Annotated in this window: 19 protein-coding genes; 6 read left to right on the top strand and 13 right to left on the bottom strand. The window is 37.5% G+C overall.

Annotated elements, in window-relative coordinates; all coding sequences use genetic code 11:
- Positions 1-67 precede the first annotated feature (67 nt).
- Both clcA and pyrB read right to left on the bottom strand, forming a co-directional pair.
- A complete protein-coding gene (gene clcA / locus DNK84_RS03820) occupies positions 68-1,417 on the bottom strand; it encodes a H(+)/Cl(-) exchange transporter ClcA (RefSeq protein ID WP_119343246.1) in 1,350 nt (449 codons plus the stop codon).
- 86 nt (positions 1,418-1,503) lie between these two features.
- The gene (gene pyrB / locus DNK84_RS03815) at positions 1,504-2,403 is read right to left on the bottom strand and encodes an aspartate carbamoyltransferase (RefSeq protein WP_119343245.1); all 900 of its coding nucleotides are present in this window, start codon (positions 2,401-2,403) and stop codon (positions 1,504-1,506) included.
- Between the two features lie 123 nt (positions 2,404-2,526).
- Between pyrB and coaE the strand changes: the two genes are divergently transcribed.
- Positions 2,527-3,138, top strand: a complete 612-nt coding sequence (gene coaE, locus DNK84_RS03810) for a dephospho-CoA kinase (RefSeq protein ID WP_119343244.1) — start codon at positions 2,527-2,529, stop codon at positions 3,136-3,138.
- 38 nt (positions 3,139-3,176) lie between these two features.
- Here coaE and DNK84_RS03805 read toward each other — a convergent pair whose 3' ends face one another.
- Together DNK84_RS03805 and DNK84_RS03800 are read right to left on the bottom strand one after the other, a co-directional pair.
- Positions 3,177-3,485 (bottom strand): nucleotidyltransferase domain-containing protein, encoded by a 309-nt coding sequence (locus DNK84_RS03805; protein WP_119343243.1) that lies wholly within the window; start codon positions 3,483-3,485, stop codon positions 3,177-3,179.
- A complete protein-coding gene (locus tag DNK84_RS03800) occupies positions 3,475-3,897 on the bottom strand; it encodes a nucleotidyltransferase substrate binding protein (RefSeq protein WP_119343242.1) in 423 nt (140 codons plus the stop codon). Before DNK84_RS03800 ends, DNK84_RS03805 begins: the two co-directional genes overlap by 11 nt.
- A 561-nt stretch (positions 3,898-4,458) precedes the next feature.
- Between DNK84_RS03800 and DNK84_RS03790 the strand changes: the two genes are divergently transcribed.
- Entirely contained in the window at positions 4,459-5,100 is a 642-nt protein-coding gene (locus tag DNK84_RS03790) for an AI-2E family transporter (RefSeq protein WP_119343240.1), read from the top strand.
- 1 nt (position 5,101) lies between these two features.
- On the opposite strand, the gene mutT is transcribed toward DNK84_RS03790, so the two are convergent.
- A complete protein-coding gene (gene mutT / locus DNK84_RS03785) occupies positions 5,102-5,545 on the bottom strand; it encodes an 8-oxo-dGTP diphosphatase MutT (protein ID WP_162902201.1) in 444 nt (147 codons plus the stop codon).
- Between the two features lie 56 nt (positions 5,546-5,601).
- On the opposite strand from mutT, the gene ruvX reads away from it, so the two are divergent.
- From ruvX to DNK84_RS03765, 4 genes are read left to right on the top strand one after another with little or no spacing between them, the layout of a single operon-like run.
- Positions 5,602-6,015 carry a Holliday junction resolvase RuvX gene (gene ruvX, locus DNK84_RS03780; protein ID WP_119343238.1) on the top strand — a complete coding sequence of 138 codons (414 nt, stop codon included), beginning with the start codon at positions 5,602-5,604 and terminating at the stop codon, positions 6,013-6,015.
- A 21-nt stretch (positions 6,016-6,036) separates the two neighbouring features.
- On the top strand, positions 6,037-6,600 hold the full coding sequence (locus tag DNK84_RS03775) for a 5-formyltetrahydrofolate cyclo-ligase (protein WP_119343237.1): 564 nt from the start codon (positions 6,037-6,039) through the stop codon (positions 6,598-6,600).
- Position 6,601: 1 nt separating this feature from the next.
- The gene (locus tag DNK84_RS03770; RefSeq protein WP_162902200.1) at positions 6,602-6,865 is read left to right on the top strand and encodes a BolA family protein; all 264 of its coding nucleotides are present in this window, start codon (positions 6,602-6,604) and stop codon (positions 6,863-6,865) included.
- A 9-nt stretch (positions 6,866-6,874) separates the two neighbouring features.
- Positions 6,875-8,005: a calcium:cation antiporter gene (locus tag DNK84_RS03765; protein ID WP_119343235.1), complete on the top strand. Its 1,131-nt coding sequence runs from the start codon at positions 6,875-6,877 to the stop codon at positions 8,003-8,005.
- A gap of 34 nt (positions 8,006-8,039) precedes the next feature.
- Here the strand turns inward: DNK84_RS03765 and hemB are convergent, their stop codons facing one another.
- The 8 genes from hemB to DNK84_RS03725 form a co-directional block, all read right to left on the bottom strand.
- Positions 8,040-9,017, bottom strand: coding sequence for a porphobilinogen synthase (gene hemB / locus DNK84_RS03760; protein WP_119343234.1), 978 nt, complete (start codon positions 9,015-9,017; stop codon positions 8,040-8,042).
- A complete protein-coding gene (yhbY, locus tag DNK84_RS03755) occupies positions 9,014-9,292 on the bottom strand; it encodes a ribosome assembly RNA-binding protein YhbY (protein WP_119343233.1) in 279 nt (92 codons plus the stop codon). The genes hemB and yhbY overlap by 4 nt, the downstream gene beginning before the upstream one ends.
- Positions 9,293-9,306: 14 nt before the next feature.
- Positions 9,307-10,236: a DNA polymerase III subunit delta' C-terminal domain-containing protein gene (locus DNK84_RS03750; RefSeq protein WP_119343232.1), complete on the bottom strand. Its 930-nt coding sequence runs from the start codon at positions 10,234-10,236 to the stop codon at positions 9,307-9,309.
- Positions 10,236-11,237 (bottom strand): protease SohB, encoded by a 1,002-nt coding sequence (gene sohB / locus DNK84_RS03745; RefSeq protein WP_119343231.1) that lies wholly within the window; start codon positions 11,235-11,237, stop codon positions 10,236-10,238. The genes DNK84_RS03750 and sohB overlap by 1 nt, the downstream gene beginning before the upstream one ends.
- Before the next feature lie 13 nt (positions 11,238-11,250).
- Positions 11,251-12,006 carry a glutathione S-transferase N-terminal domain-containing protein gene (locus DNK84_RS03740; protein WP_162902199.1) on the bottom strand — a complete coding sequence of 252 codons (756 nt, stop codon included), beginning with the start codon at positions 12,004-12,006 and terminating at the stop codon, positions 11,251-11,253.
- Positions 11,963-12,751, bottom strand: coding sequence for a tRNA pseudouridine(38-40) synthase TruA (gene truA / locus DNK84_RS03735; RefSeq protein WP_119343229.1), 789 nt, complete (start codon positions 12,749-12,751; stop codon positions 11,963-11,965). The genes DNK84_RS03740 and truA overlap by 44 nt, the downstream gene beginning before the upstream one ends.
- Positions 12,752-12,842: 91 nt before the next feature.
- Positions 12,843-13,712: a PilW family protein gene (locus tag DNK84_RS03730; protein WP_119343228.1), complete on the bottom strand. Its 870-nt coding sequence runs from the start codon at positions 13,710-13,712 to the stop codon at positions 12,843-12,845.
- Positions 13,696-14,019 (bottom strand): type IV pilus modification PilV family protein, encoded by a 324-nt coding sequence (locus DNK84_RS03725; RefSeq protein WP_119343227.1) that lies wholly within the window; start codon positions 14,017-14,019, stop codon positions 13,696-13,698. The genes DNK84_RS03730 and DNK84_RS03725 overlap by 17 nt, the downstream gene beginning before the upstream one ends.
- Between the last annotated feature and the right edge of the window lie 72 nt (positions 14,020-14,091).

Genomic DNA, 14,091 nt, shown 5'->3' with positions numbered 1-14,091 from the left:
TCTGATTTCAAACGAAATATTAAAGTTAAATCCGTGATCTTAGAAAGCTATAATCAGCTGCAACAGGCTATTTTCTTATCCCAAATAAATAGAGTTTTTTACGCTTTGCAAGCACCAGTGTTCTTGATAAAAGTGTGCTGTAGATAGGGCTTCCACCCATAAAAATAGCTGCAATTGTGGCACTAAAGCACGTTAATATTAATGGAAGAATTAAGGCATAGTTCATCGTCATCTCTACCACCAGCACGATACCAGTTAACGGCGCGCTAACCGTAGCAGTAAATAAAGCACTCATGCCCGCTACTGCAAACACTTGCGGATTTGGAATTAACTCTGGGAATAGAAAATTTGCCAATGTACCAAAAAACATACCAAAAATTGTCCCCAATGCAAGCATGGGGGCAAAAATTCCGCCTGGCACCCCTGTACCATAACTGATTAACGTTGTCGCAAAGCGTAATACAAAAAGCATGATCAAGATAGCCAATGTGATATTGCCATGTAATGCTTCAGGCATCACCTTATATCCCCCACCGACAACCTGCGGGAAAAAGACCATTAAAAGCCCTGTTGCCACACCGATAACAACAATCCATCGCCAAAATATTTTATTATTTTTTCTGGCAAAAAAATTCAACGATCGAATAAGATATTTATTAAATAAAACCCCTAATGCGCCAAAAATGGCGCCAAATAAAATAAATAGCCATAAGCTTGATAATGGCACAGCCTTATAGGTTGTCATATCAATATCCATCATCTGACGAATATTATAACCACCACTTTGTAAAATCATCTGTAAGAAAATATCGGCAACAACACAGGCAATAATAACCGTTTGCATCGAGCGAAAACTATATTTAAATTGCTGGCGCATCTCTTCGATCACAAATAAGATACCTGCCAAGGGTGCATCAAATGCCGCCGCCAATCCCGCACCTGCACCAGCTGCAATTAAAATATGTGCATGCTGCTCATCCAGGCGGAATATATTTTTCACCCATTGGCCAATTGCACCCCCCATCTGAATCGTTGGTCCTTCTCTTCCTAATACCAAACCACTTGACAAAGACAGCACACCACCGATAAATTTTGCCGGTAATACACGCCAGCCATTTAACTGTCTTTTGTTTTCCAAAACCCCTTCGATTTCCTGCACACCACTGCCTGCAGTTTCTGGTACAAGCTTACGAACAATAAGTAAGGATAACACTAAAAAGGTAGTTGATAAGACTACTGCCAACAGACATTTTAAAAATAAATGATCATAAAGTGCATTAAAGGCAGCTTGTTGGCCTGCATCAATCCAATGAATACATAGCTGAAACAATGCACCGACACAACCAACAAGCACACCTGTCACACCACCATACATCGTTGAGCGTGCAATTTCTTTTGGGTAATGAATTTTTTTCATCCGTGTTTTAATCCCATAAAAGCATGTAAGCTTTAGCTTAAAGAATTGCCAAAGATTTGCAACCTGTGTTTGCTTGTGAATGCACTTTAAGCATGAAGTAAGCTATATAACAAAGCCTGGCGCATATACACACCATTTTTTGCCTGTTTGAAATACCAGGCATGTTCTGTTTGATCTACCGATTCACAAATCTCACCAACCCGTGGCAGTGGATGCATAACAATTAAGTGCTTTTGTGCATATCTCATCAGTAAAGCCTTTGTCAATACATAGCCAAAGTCATGTATCTCATCGGTAAAACGCTCTTTTTGTAAGCGTGTCATATAACAGACATCAACAAAAGGCAACGCCGCTTCAAGTGATTGTTCAAAATTAATCTGTATATTTTTTTGCTTTAATTGATCAATGATATCTGGTGGTATTTGTAATTGATCAGGTGCAACATAATAAATGGTAATATCATTATATTGTGTTAATGCATAAGATAAAGAATGCACGGTACGACCGTATTTTAAATCACCAACCATCGCAATTTTCAAACCATCAATCCTTTTAAATTTTTGTTGGATGGTATATAAATCCAGTAGCGTTTGTGTTGGGTGCTGGTTGGCACCATCACCAGCATTAATCACAGGAATTTGTGAAATCTTTGTGGCTTTTAATGCACTTTGTGGTTCAGGATGACGCATTATAATTGCATCGGCATACGCATTTAGCATATAGATGGTATCTGCTAAACTCTCCCCTTTTTGTCCAAATGAAGTATTACGACTATCAGAAAAGCCGATAATCTTTGCACCTAAACGGTGAATGGCGGTTTCAAATGATAAACGGGTTCTCGTTGATGCTTCAAAAAAGCAACTGGCAATGATTTTATCATTTAACGTATTGTCTAACTCACCTTGTTTTGCTTTTTCAGCCAAACCCAATAGTCTATTTAAATCATCTTTTGTTAACTGATTGATATCAACCAAGTGTTTATTCATCCATTTTCTCCGCCAAATCATTCATGCGTGGTATAAACTATGGTATGCTTAGTTTCGCATAGCTTTACGCTTGTTTACTTGCCTTGCGAGTATAACAACAAACAATAAAAAGGTATATACAATATGTATGCAGTTGGTTTAACAGGCGGTATTGGCAGCGGAAAAACAACCGTTGCCCAATTATTCTCTGAAAAGTTTGATATCGATGTTATCTGTGCTGATCGCATTGCTAAAGCAGTTTTACAAGAAAAGGCCGTCATCGCTGATATTGCCGCTTATTTTGGTGATACAGTGCTCACCAAAGACGGCCAGGTTGACCGCCCGATTTTACGGCAAATCATCACAAGCAATCACAAAGCACGAGAGCATCTGAATCAACTTACCCATCCTGTTATCCGTGAACATATCCATACTGCGCTTGAGAAAAGCCAAAGCCCTTATACTTTAATTGATATCCCCTTATTAACAAAGGATTCTTTATCGCACTATCCTTATTTACAAAAAATTATCACAGTTGTTGCTGATAAAAACACCAAGATCACACGAATTATGCAACGTGACAATCAAACCTATACACAAGCACACGCCATGATCAATAGCCAAATTTCAGATAATGAGCGAAAAGCTTTTAGTGACTTTGTCATTGAAAATAATGGTGACAAACATAGCCTTCTGAGTAAAGTTGCACAAATACATCAAAGCCTCTTATCGCTTGCTTTGCAACCTAACACTTAATGCAGATCAAAGAAAAATGACAAAAGGTGTAAATCCAGCTATTTGATACATTTTAAAACTTCATAATTTGCCAAAATGTTCGAGTGAAAATATTCAGGCATCCTAGCCCAATCACTTACTTGGACTAAAATAGGAATATTTGAGTCATGAACTGCCTGCTTAAAGGCACTTAACTCCTCAATTGGTAATGGTGATAAATCAGCCGTCCGAATTACGATATCTAAATCACTAGTATCGTGCGCACTACCATCAACACGACTGCCATACGCCCAAATCTCACAAGGTGTCTTAAGCGTTGTCTCTGCAATGTTTAAAAGCCTCTTTTTATCTTCATCTCTAAGTATCATGACCTTTCCCTAATACCTTAATAAGTTGCTCCACATCCTTAATAAATCCTGGCATCAATGGTAAAGTTTTCTCTGCCAGATCAAAACCACAATCATGTGCTGTTAAATTACGATTGTCACGATAAACAAGCCACCTTTCAACAGCATCTAAACTCAACAAACCATGGTTACCTGCATGACGAAAAACATCTTTGAATGTTAAACGATCAACTGCTTTTTTTGAATGAAAATAATCTGCCAATGCTTTTTTTAATAACTTTCCTGACTGCTCTAAAATTACTTCAAACTCCTTAATTACTGCAGAGCGATATAAATCATATTGAATACTATTTTCTTCACTTTGCAACAGCTTTTTATACGCTTCTAACAGCGTTTGATTGCACCTGTCCAAAAATTGTGTATCAATAACCACTTAGCGCCTCTTTACCACGACAACAATTGTGGTTTGTAATTTACATTAATCAGCATTTAATGTCCAACTGATTACAATACACATTGTGAAAACAGCAGGCTTTGTTTACACTCATTATTGTGCACAATCAACAAAAAAGTTTATGACGGATAAAATTAATAAATTTATTGCAGCAATTCTATATCTTAGCATTTTATTGCTGACACTATGGGTGCTTTACCCGTATGTTAAAATCATCCTCTGGGCGATTATTTTGAGCATCTCGGTGTGGCCATTGTATGGTTATTGGGAACAACTTTTAAGGCATAAACGCTCCTTGTCCGCATTAAGCTTTACCATTATTGTTGGCCTTGCAATTTTACTGCCTTTGATTTGGATCCTCTATAGATTTGGATCCTCTATATTGGTATCAACGAGTTTATCAATCTTGGGCAGTACCTATCCCACGCCCACCAGGAAAAACTTCACCTTCCCCAGAATTTGGCCAACCTGCCTTTGGTTGGCAAATATTTATCCAATTTTTGGGACCATTACATCTTAAATCCTGATGCATTAAAAGCAATGATAACAAAGTTTGCCATCCCTTATGAAAAAGCAGGACAAATTGCACTGTTTATTGTGATGCAAAGCTTTCACTTTTTAATTATGCTTTTAGTTTTGTTCTTTATCTTCTTAAATAGTGCCAGACTTTCTGATGCATTAAACCATATTATAAAAGCCTATACACCTGGCTTTAGTGAATATTTTATCAAAGCACGTCTTGTCATTCGAAGCGTATTAGACAGTATGGTTTATACAGGGCTTGGCACCGGCGTTATCTTAGGCGTTGTTTATTACTTTGCTCATCTACCTTATCCGATCTTTTTTGCGATTTTTACTGCACTTGCCACAGCCATCCCCTTTGCCCTGCCCTTTGTATTAATTCTTATCTTTTTAATTACACTGGTTCAAGGCCAATTAATCAGTGGCCTTATCATTCTTATTATCGGTACAGTTTTATCCTTTATTATCGATCACTGGATACGTCCAGCTATTATTGAAAAATATGTTAATATACATTTTTTAGCGGCCTTTTTAGGCGCACTAGGTGGTATTGAAGCGTTTGGGCTTATCGGTATTTATCTAGGGCCTGTCATTATGGTTTTATTAACCCTTTTCTGGCAAGAAGCTTTAAATAATGCAAAAAAACAGAACAAAATATAGGTTAACAAATTTTTAACCTCATCTTTAATAAGTCCTCCACAATTGTCTCATTCGCTTTTGGCATTGCAAATTTTGATAAATCTTGAAAGGAAACCTCAGCAATTTTTTGGGCTTCTTTTGCTTTGGGCATACCCTCAAATTCATCGATAATATAAAAATAAAGCGCAACACTTTTATCCGGATAGGTAAAATAAATTTTCTGAAAGAAAGTCGATGCTTTTACATGAATCCCTACTTCTTCATATAATTCACGTACTAATGCAGCATTAATCGATTCATTTGCCTCAACTTTTCCCCCAGGAAACTCCCATAAATCACCTAAATGCTTATCCTTATGGCGTTTTGTAATGTAAACACCATTTTTCTCTTTATTTAAAATAACACCAATAGCAACGGTAATATCGTTCATAACAACCAAATTAAAAATAAATAATAAAGATAGCATAACAAATCCTTTTAGCGTTATCATACAAAGTAAGTAAAAATTTTTACCCATCTTACATGAACAACAAAAGATTAATCGGTATTGATTTTGGTAAAAGCCGTATTGGCATTGCGTCAGGACAAATGATTACGCAAACTGCATCACCGGTTGCAACCATTAATGCAAAAAATGGTGTACCTGATTGGATAATGCTTGATAAGATTATTAAAAAATGGCGCCCAAGTGATATTATCATTGGTCTGCCAATTGATGCAAAAGACCAGGAAACCCAGATCACCAAAGATACACGTGCTTTTGCTGAGCTTATTAAACTTCGCTATCAAATACCGATTCATTTAGTCAGTGAAACATTTTCAACGCGTGAAGCACGTTGGCGGCTTGAAGAAGCACAAAAAAAATCAAATCGTCATTTAAAAGTAGATGATGTCGCTGCTTGTGTTATCCTTGAGACTTGGATGCACGATAATTAAGGACATATAAGGTTTAGCATAATGGACATTCGTCAAACACTAAGACAAAAACGCCAAGCGCTCTCACCCACGATAAAAGAAACCTATGAGCAACTGCTGTACCAACAGTTTCTTACTGTGTTTTCAGATATAGCCAATTTAAAAATTGCCAGTTATAAAGCAACAGCTGAAGAAATTTCACCTGCACTTATTGATTTGTTTTTAAAAAGCCAAAATAATACATTATATTACCCGGCACTACATCCACTTCACTTACGTCATCTATGGTTTATTCAAAATCATGGGAAATGGGTTAAAAATAAATACCACTTGCTAGAACCGGCCATTGATTTTGACCTTATTCTTGAGCCATGGGAATTAGATATTGTTTTGGTACCTTTAGTGGGCTTTGATACACAAAAAAATCGCATCGGCATGGGCGGTGGTTTCTATGATACCAGTTTTTCATTTAGACGAAGTCCTTTTTTCAAAACACCAAAACTTATTGGTATTGCTTTTGATGAGCAGCAAGTAAATACAATTGCAATTAATTCTTGGGATATTACAATGGATGTTATTATTACGCCAACGCAGGTTATTCAATGACATGGATACCATTACACTGCAAAACCTTATTAAAGAAAAGTTAACTGATACCTTTGCACCGCAAAAAATTGAACTTATTGATGAAACAGATAAACATCGAAAACACCGGCATTTTCAACCAGACAAATTTCACTTTCAGCTTATTATTCAAAGCAGCTACTTGGCAAGCTTGCCAAAAATAAAAGCACACCAGGCTATTTATCATTGCTTGGATGAATTAATGAAAACTTATATTCATGCGCTGTCAATTCAAATTAACCCTTAGGATAGAAGAATGAAATGTTTACGCTTTATTAAAAATGAATACGGCCTAGTGCTACCACTTGTCTTATTTGTATTAATTAATTTTGTTTTTCATAACCTAAGCCCCACAAATATCTCCCATATCCACACTTTGCTGATCACTTTTTTCATCTTTGTCGTAATGCTTATTTGTGCCTTTAATGTCGTTCATCATGCTGATTGGTTGGCAGAGAAATTTGGTGAACCTTATGGTACCTTGATATTAACACTTGCCGTTATCAGTATTGAGGTCTCGCTCATTGTGACAATGATGTTAATCGGAAAAGGTGATCCAACACTTGCCCGAGATACGATGTTTGCGGTTATTATGATTGCCATTAATGGTTTTGCGGGTCTAAGCCTTTTAACAGGTGGCATAAAACATAAAAGACAGTTGTATAATATCGAAGGGGCAAGCGCGTATATTGCTGTTTTAATCCCACTGATTACCTTGACTTTAATTTTGCCAAATTACACACAAACAACATCAGCTGGCACCTTTAGTCTTGGACAATCGATTATTATCATCATCGTTTGTATCATGCTTTATGCAACTTTTTTAGTCAAACAAACCATTACCCACAAAGATTACTTTCAATTTTCCCTTGAAAGAAGTGAGGAAGAAAAAAAAGAAGACGTAAAACATCCCACAGGCAAGGTCTTCTATCATACGCTTTTATTGCTTGCAGGGTTAATCGTAATGATTTTATTATCAAAGAATCTGGCCACATTTTTAGAATTCAGCGTGCAAGAAGCAGGCCTGCCAAATAAGCTTGCCGGCTTTATTATCGCATTATTGGTTTTAACGCCTGAAGGTGTAAGCGCCATCCAGGCCGCTTATAAAAACCAGTTACAACGCTCAATTAATCTATGCATGGGCTCTGCAGTTGCTACAATTTGTTTGACCGTGCCATCAGTTTTGACCATTGGTTTACTGTTAAATCAAAAACTTATACTCGGTCTTAATCCAACCGCAGTCGTTCTTATGGCACTGACCTTTTTTATCAGTCTTATTACCTTTACCTCAAGAAGAACAAGTGTATTAAACGGTATGGTGCTATTAAGTGTTTTTGTGGTTTATTTTGCGTTAATTTTTGATATTGCTCAACCATTTTCAGTATAAATATAGGGCGCCTCATTTTTTTAATGAGGTGCCCCTATGTTTCAGCCAACCACTGTGCCACATCAAGCGCATAGTAGGTTAAAATAATTTTTGCACCAGCGCGCTTAATCGAGGTTAATGATTCAATCACAATCGCTTTTTCGTCCACCCAACCATTGCCAGCTGCAGCCTTAATCATCGCATATTCACCACTGACATGGTACGCGGCAACCGGTAAAGTACTATGCTCAACAACATCCTGGATAATGTCTAAATAACTTAATGCCGGCTTGACCATTAAAAAATCCGCACCTTCTTCTTGATCCATTCTGGCTTCTTTACGTGCTTCTTTTTTATTTCGATAATCCATTTGATATGATTTTCTATCACCGGTAGGTTCAGAGCCACAAGCCCCTCTAAATGGGCCGTAAAATGCTGAAGCATATTTCACCGCATAAGACATAATCATCACATCAGAAAAATCATTTTGATCCAACCCTTGGCGCATTGCTTGAATCATGCCATCCATCATCCCACTAGGGGCTACGATATCTGCACCACTTTGGGCATGTGACACGGCTGTTTTTTGCAAAATATCAAGGGTTTGGTCATTATCGATTTGACCGTTGTGTGTAATCCCACAATGACCATCTTCTGTATAAGCACACAAGCAAACATCAGTAGCAATAACCAAGGCGGGAGAAAGTGTCTTAATCAAGCGTATTGCTTTTTGCACAATGCCATTATCCGTATAATTTTCACTGGCATATCGATCTTTTTTTGCAGGAATACCAAATAACATAATCGATAAAATACCCGCTTTTTCAATTTCATTAATAAGCTCAGGTAAACGATCCAATGAGTAATGATATTGCCCAGGCATGCCATTGATTTCTTTTTTGATATTCTCACCATGCACCACGAAAACTGGATACATTAAATCCTCTGTACGTAAAACGGTTTCTGCAACCTGGTTACGCACAGCTTGTGTTTTTCTTAAGCGCCTTGGCCGGCAAACAGGAAAAAAACTCATTTTTTCTTTGCCTTTTTACGATAGATAATAGAGATATTGCCAATTAACTGAACCAATTGTGCATGAAGCTTCCCACAAATCTCCTCTGTAAGAGCCTTACGCTGATCTTTATCACCACCGGCAATTTTAACCTTAATTAACTCATGCGCGGTTAAAGCGCCATCAATTTCAGCAATCACATTATCCGTTAACCCTTTATCGCCAATGATAACCACAGGGTTTAGCGTATGTGCCTGGGCTTTTAACTGCTGTTTTTTCTCTGAAGTCAGTGTCATAAATTTTCCTTTTATTATTTACTTTGTGCTAACTGTAATAATACAGCTTCCAAAGCCAGTTGTTTATTAATATTAATATACTTACCCTGATAATCTTTAAGTGCTAATAACCTTTGGTAATAATAATAAAGCGTTTGAAGATCATGCCTGTTGCATAATAGCTGCAATACAGCAAGCTGGTCACTATTGGCTAAATAATTTTGCTGCACCCCCAAAGCTAAATAATAAGCATCGATAAGTAGGCTCATCAGCCAGTATAAACTATCCTCATATCGTTGTGCTAAATCAGTTGAAACAACAAGTGGGTGCACTTTACCTGCAATCGCCATACACAGATCTCGACGCAAATACCAAAAGCTCCTATCACTTTTGATCTGATCAATAATTGCTAACATCCCTCGTGATATTAATAATGCCTTTTGACAGGATGCATCATCCATTTGATAATGATTTTTCAAATAACTTATCTTATCTTGTACCGTTAACTGCAATGTGAATTTTTGCACACGTGATAATAGCGTTGATGCTACCCAGTTTAGCTGATGCGCACACATCAAGAAATAAGTATTTTCAGGCGGCTCTTCTAATGTCTTTAATAATGCATTTGCCGCAGAGAGATTCAACGCCTCAAGTGGCGTAATAATCACAAGCTTGGCTTTGGCTGAATATGACGTTAGATAAACATTTTCAAGCGCTGATTTTAAAGCATCAAGCTTAATCTGCCCACCATCACACTCAAGTTTTACCACATCAGGATGCGTATTACTCGTAACTGTTTTATCTTGATCAAATAAAAGCTGCCCTATTTGATCAAAAATCGCCTCCATTGGCCAGGCTTTTGGTGTGTGAAATAACAAAGCATGCGGCAGTTTACCAAGTAAAAAAGCCTGTTGAATAGGCTGTAAAAGGCGCTCCTGCCAGGTATTGCCTTGATCTTTAAGCATTAAGGACCAACTTTTGTTAACTGTTTTACTGCTGAATGGTAAACTGAAGCAAATCTTGATTTTTTCATATGATATTTTACATGCAGTAATTTACATTTTTCCTGCTGATATTGGTCAAGCAAATAGGCATGGCTTGTCATAAGCTCATCAACCAAATTAAGCGACAAAGCGGTTGTTCCAAACCAATACTCACCTGTTGCTACCGATTCAATATCAAGCTTAGGTCTATAGGTAGTAATATGCGTTTTAAAAAGCTTATGCACAACTTCAAGCTCTTGCTTAAATTTTTGACGGCCTTCATCGGTATTTTCACCTAACATAGTTAGTGTTCGTTTATACTTCCCTGCCGTATGAAGCTCAACATCTACCCCCTTATCTGTTAAAAAGCGATGTAAATTTGGCAGTTGTGCAATCACACCAATGGATCCAATAATCGCAAATGGAGAAGCAATAATTTTATCTGCAACTGATGCCATCATGTAGCCACCACTGGCAGCTACCTGGTCAACTGCAACGGTTAAATGAATATTTGCATGACGAATTCGTGCTAATTGCGCAGCAGCCAAACCATAACCATTGACAACACCACCAGGACTTTCAAGACGAACAAGTACGCTATCTTTGTTTTTATCTGCAATAGACAAAATTGCATCAACCTCTTGTGAAAGTGCTTCAACCTGAGAGGCTTTCATATCACCGTGAAAATCAATGACAAAAAGGCGCTTATGCGCTTCTTTATCCTTGGTTAGTGCTTTTGCTTGTAGTTGATGCTGCTTATCCAGCTTTTTCATCGCTGATTTTGATAAAGCCTCTTTTGCAATTTCATGCTGATTTTTTTGATATGTTTTATTTAAGGGTGTGACTTGTAGTCTACCTTTTTTTAATCCTTTTGCCTTAATGGATGCACCAATAATTGCACCAAAAGCCAGTACGACAGCAACAGCAATCGTTGCAACTTCTAGAACAAAGAATAAATAGTGAATTGCACTTTCATACCACATTTTTCACGCCACCTTAATGTCTGCGATAAACCTTTTTGACCTGCTTAGGAAGTGTTCGCTGAAATGACTCTCTTGCAAAGATTCTATTTGCATAGCTGTTAATCTCACCTAATGACGCATCAAGCTCAATGCCGACTTTAGGTAATGCATGCAACAATGCAGCTAATGAACAATCTGCCAATGTCATGGTATCTGACATAAAAAACTCGTTTTCAGAAAAAATCGGCTCAATTGCTTTAAAACTATCAATAAGTGCTGTTTTTGCCTCTTCAACCTTTGCTTTTTCATTGCTGGTGAGAATAAAATTGATAATTGAGTACCATTCCCGATCAATCCGCTTCATTGCCAAGCGTGTTCTGGCACGCTCAACTGGGTAATTAGGCAATAATGAAGGGGCAGGATAACGTTCATCGATATAAAGCATAATGATCTCAGGGTGATAAATGATATGATCACGCTCTTTTAATATCGGTAATGTCCCTTCCGGGTTTAAAGACAAAATCTGCGTTTTGTCTTTTTGCAAATCAAGCTCAACGACTTTAAAGCTCATGCGTTTTTCTTCCAAAGCAATGCGTGCGCTATGAGAATAAGGGCAGTCTTTTTGAATATAAAGTGTAATATACATCGGTTTATAACTTATTATTTTAGATTGCAACAAACTCAAAGTAGTATACCACTGATTATGTATTTTTCCAGCTTTGTCGTTTTGAATTTTTTGCAATAAATTACGGTTGGAAAAATTCCCGCCATTGACGCTTGGCTTTAACACCAAACTTATCTGGATAGTTGATTTCTACCAGATACAAACCTTGTGCCGGCGCTGTCTTTCCTGCCTGAGTACGATCTTTTCCTTGAAGTAATGTTTTAATCCAGTCAACTGGTTTTATGTGCTGGCCTATCTCAAGCATTGACCCAACAATATTACGCACCATATGATGTAAAAAAGCATTACCTTGAATATCAAAAATTATAAACTGACCAAATTGCGTAAAGCAAGCATGGTGAATATTGCGATAAACACTATGTGATTGACATTGTGATGAGCGAAAGGCACTAAAATCCTGCTCACCTAAAAGCGCATAACAAGCCTCATTCATCGCTTTTATATCTAAGGCAAAAGGAACCCAGGTACTATGCTCATCCCAAAGCGCACTATTGCCTTTTTGCTGATAAATCACATAATTATAACGTCGATAAACCGCACTAAAACGTGCATGAAAATTCTCATCAACTTCATATACATCAATCACTTTAATATCTTTTGGCAGTAACGAGTTCACGCCCATATACCAGGCATTTATATCTCTAAGCGCATGTGTTTTGAAACTTACCACCTGTGCAGTAGCATGTACACCCGCATCTGTTCTGCCGGCACAAACCACTTCAACCGGCGCATTTGCAATGCTTGATAAGGCTTTTTCTAAACATCCTTGCACACTAATCACATGTGATTGCCGCTGCCAGCCACTGTAGTTTTTACCATGATACTCAATGATTAATGCATAATTTTTCATGTAATGTATATATCGCTACTTTAATGACCTGGCTATTTTATACCACTGATAAGTGATTTTATAGTATTTCTTGTTCCCCCTTATATTCACACTATAAACTATTAGCCTTTAAAACCAACACAACACTGTAATTTTTATTTTCAATTTGATATTTTACGCGAATTGCCTGGACACTTTTATACCAACTGTTGACATAACCTGACACAGAAGCATTTTGCACACTCTGCCAGGTGCCATTCATATAATATTCAACCTGGAAATCATCAACATCCTCAATAACTTCCTGCCCTGCAGAAGCATCATCGATGTTCACAAACAAATCTGTTTGGCTGCCATCTTGACGTAGGTAAAAAATCAGTGTTTGGTAATGTCCAACAAAGCTGTCTGTCGCAAAATCAATAGATGGACCTTGTAAAACACTTACCTGGGCGCCTGTTGAGTCACTATTAGCACGCATCAATTGATGATTATCCTGATCGGATAATAAAACATAGTCATTATCACTGATAGAAAGCGTTGTTGGAATTGTTGTATCATTTGCACTGACACCACTGGTTGTCCCCCCATGTGCAATCACCCCTTGAACCAATAGAAGATCAGTCCCTGAAACATGATTATACGGTGTGAAGTTATCAATACTGCTTGCTGCATAAATTGGAGGATAGAGTAAAGGATTAAAACTTTGGCCTGGAATCCTTAATGCTTTATTCTGCCAAGGCCAAAATCCATGTGGGCTTGGCACCATTGCATCATCAATGGCTGTTCTTAAGGCCTGTGATAGCATCAAAGCCTTACTGTTACTGTCCATTTTGGTAATAACTGTGCCATATTTATCACGAACGACAAAATACATCTGTACGGCAATCAAAGTAACAAACACACCGATAACAATACCAACAAGAAGCTGGATTAGACTCATCCCTGAATATTTTTTCCCAAATAACTCATTGTACCTGTACACTTGCCACACGCTCCTGATTGATAGCTAAACGCGTATCAGTTGCCCTTAGCATCGTACCATTGATACTGTAGTTAACCCCATTATTAGATGTCGTATCAATACTACCTGTTATCCAAGCACTTTGCACACGATTATCAAGTTCAATACTCATATCGGCTTGTTTATTTGCATGACCTGCGGCACTCATTGACTTTAGCATGACCAATACAAATGAAATAAACACAAAGATTACAATAATCAAGGTAATCATTGCCTCAATCAATCCAAAGCCACCTTGTTTTATTAACCTTTGATGTTTTGCCAACATAAAGCCCACCTTCTTGCTTTATTTCCATTTATAACCAGTTAAGTGGGCGTTTTAGGTTGAAGAAAAGAATTA

The organism is Facilibium subflavum (assembly GCF_003574485.1).
Lineage (GTDB): Bacteria > Pseudomonadota > Gammaproteobacteria > Francisellales > Francisellaceae > Facilibium > Facilibium subflavum.
Note: the sequence above shows the minus strand (reverse complement) of the source record. Positions and strands in the feature narration are given on the sequence as shown.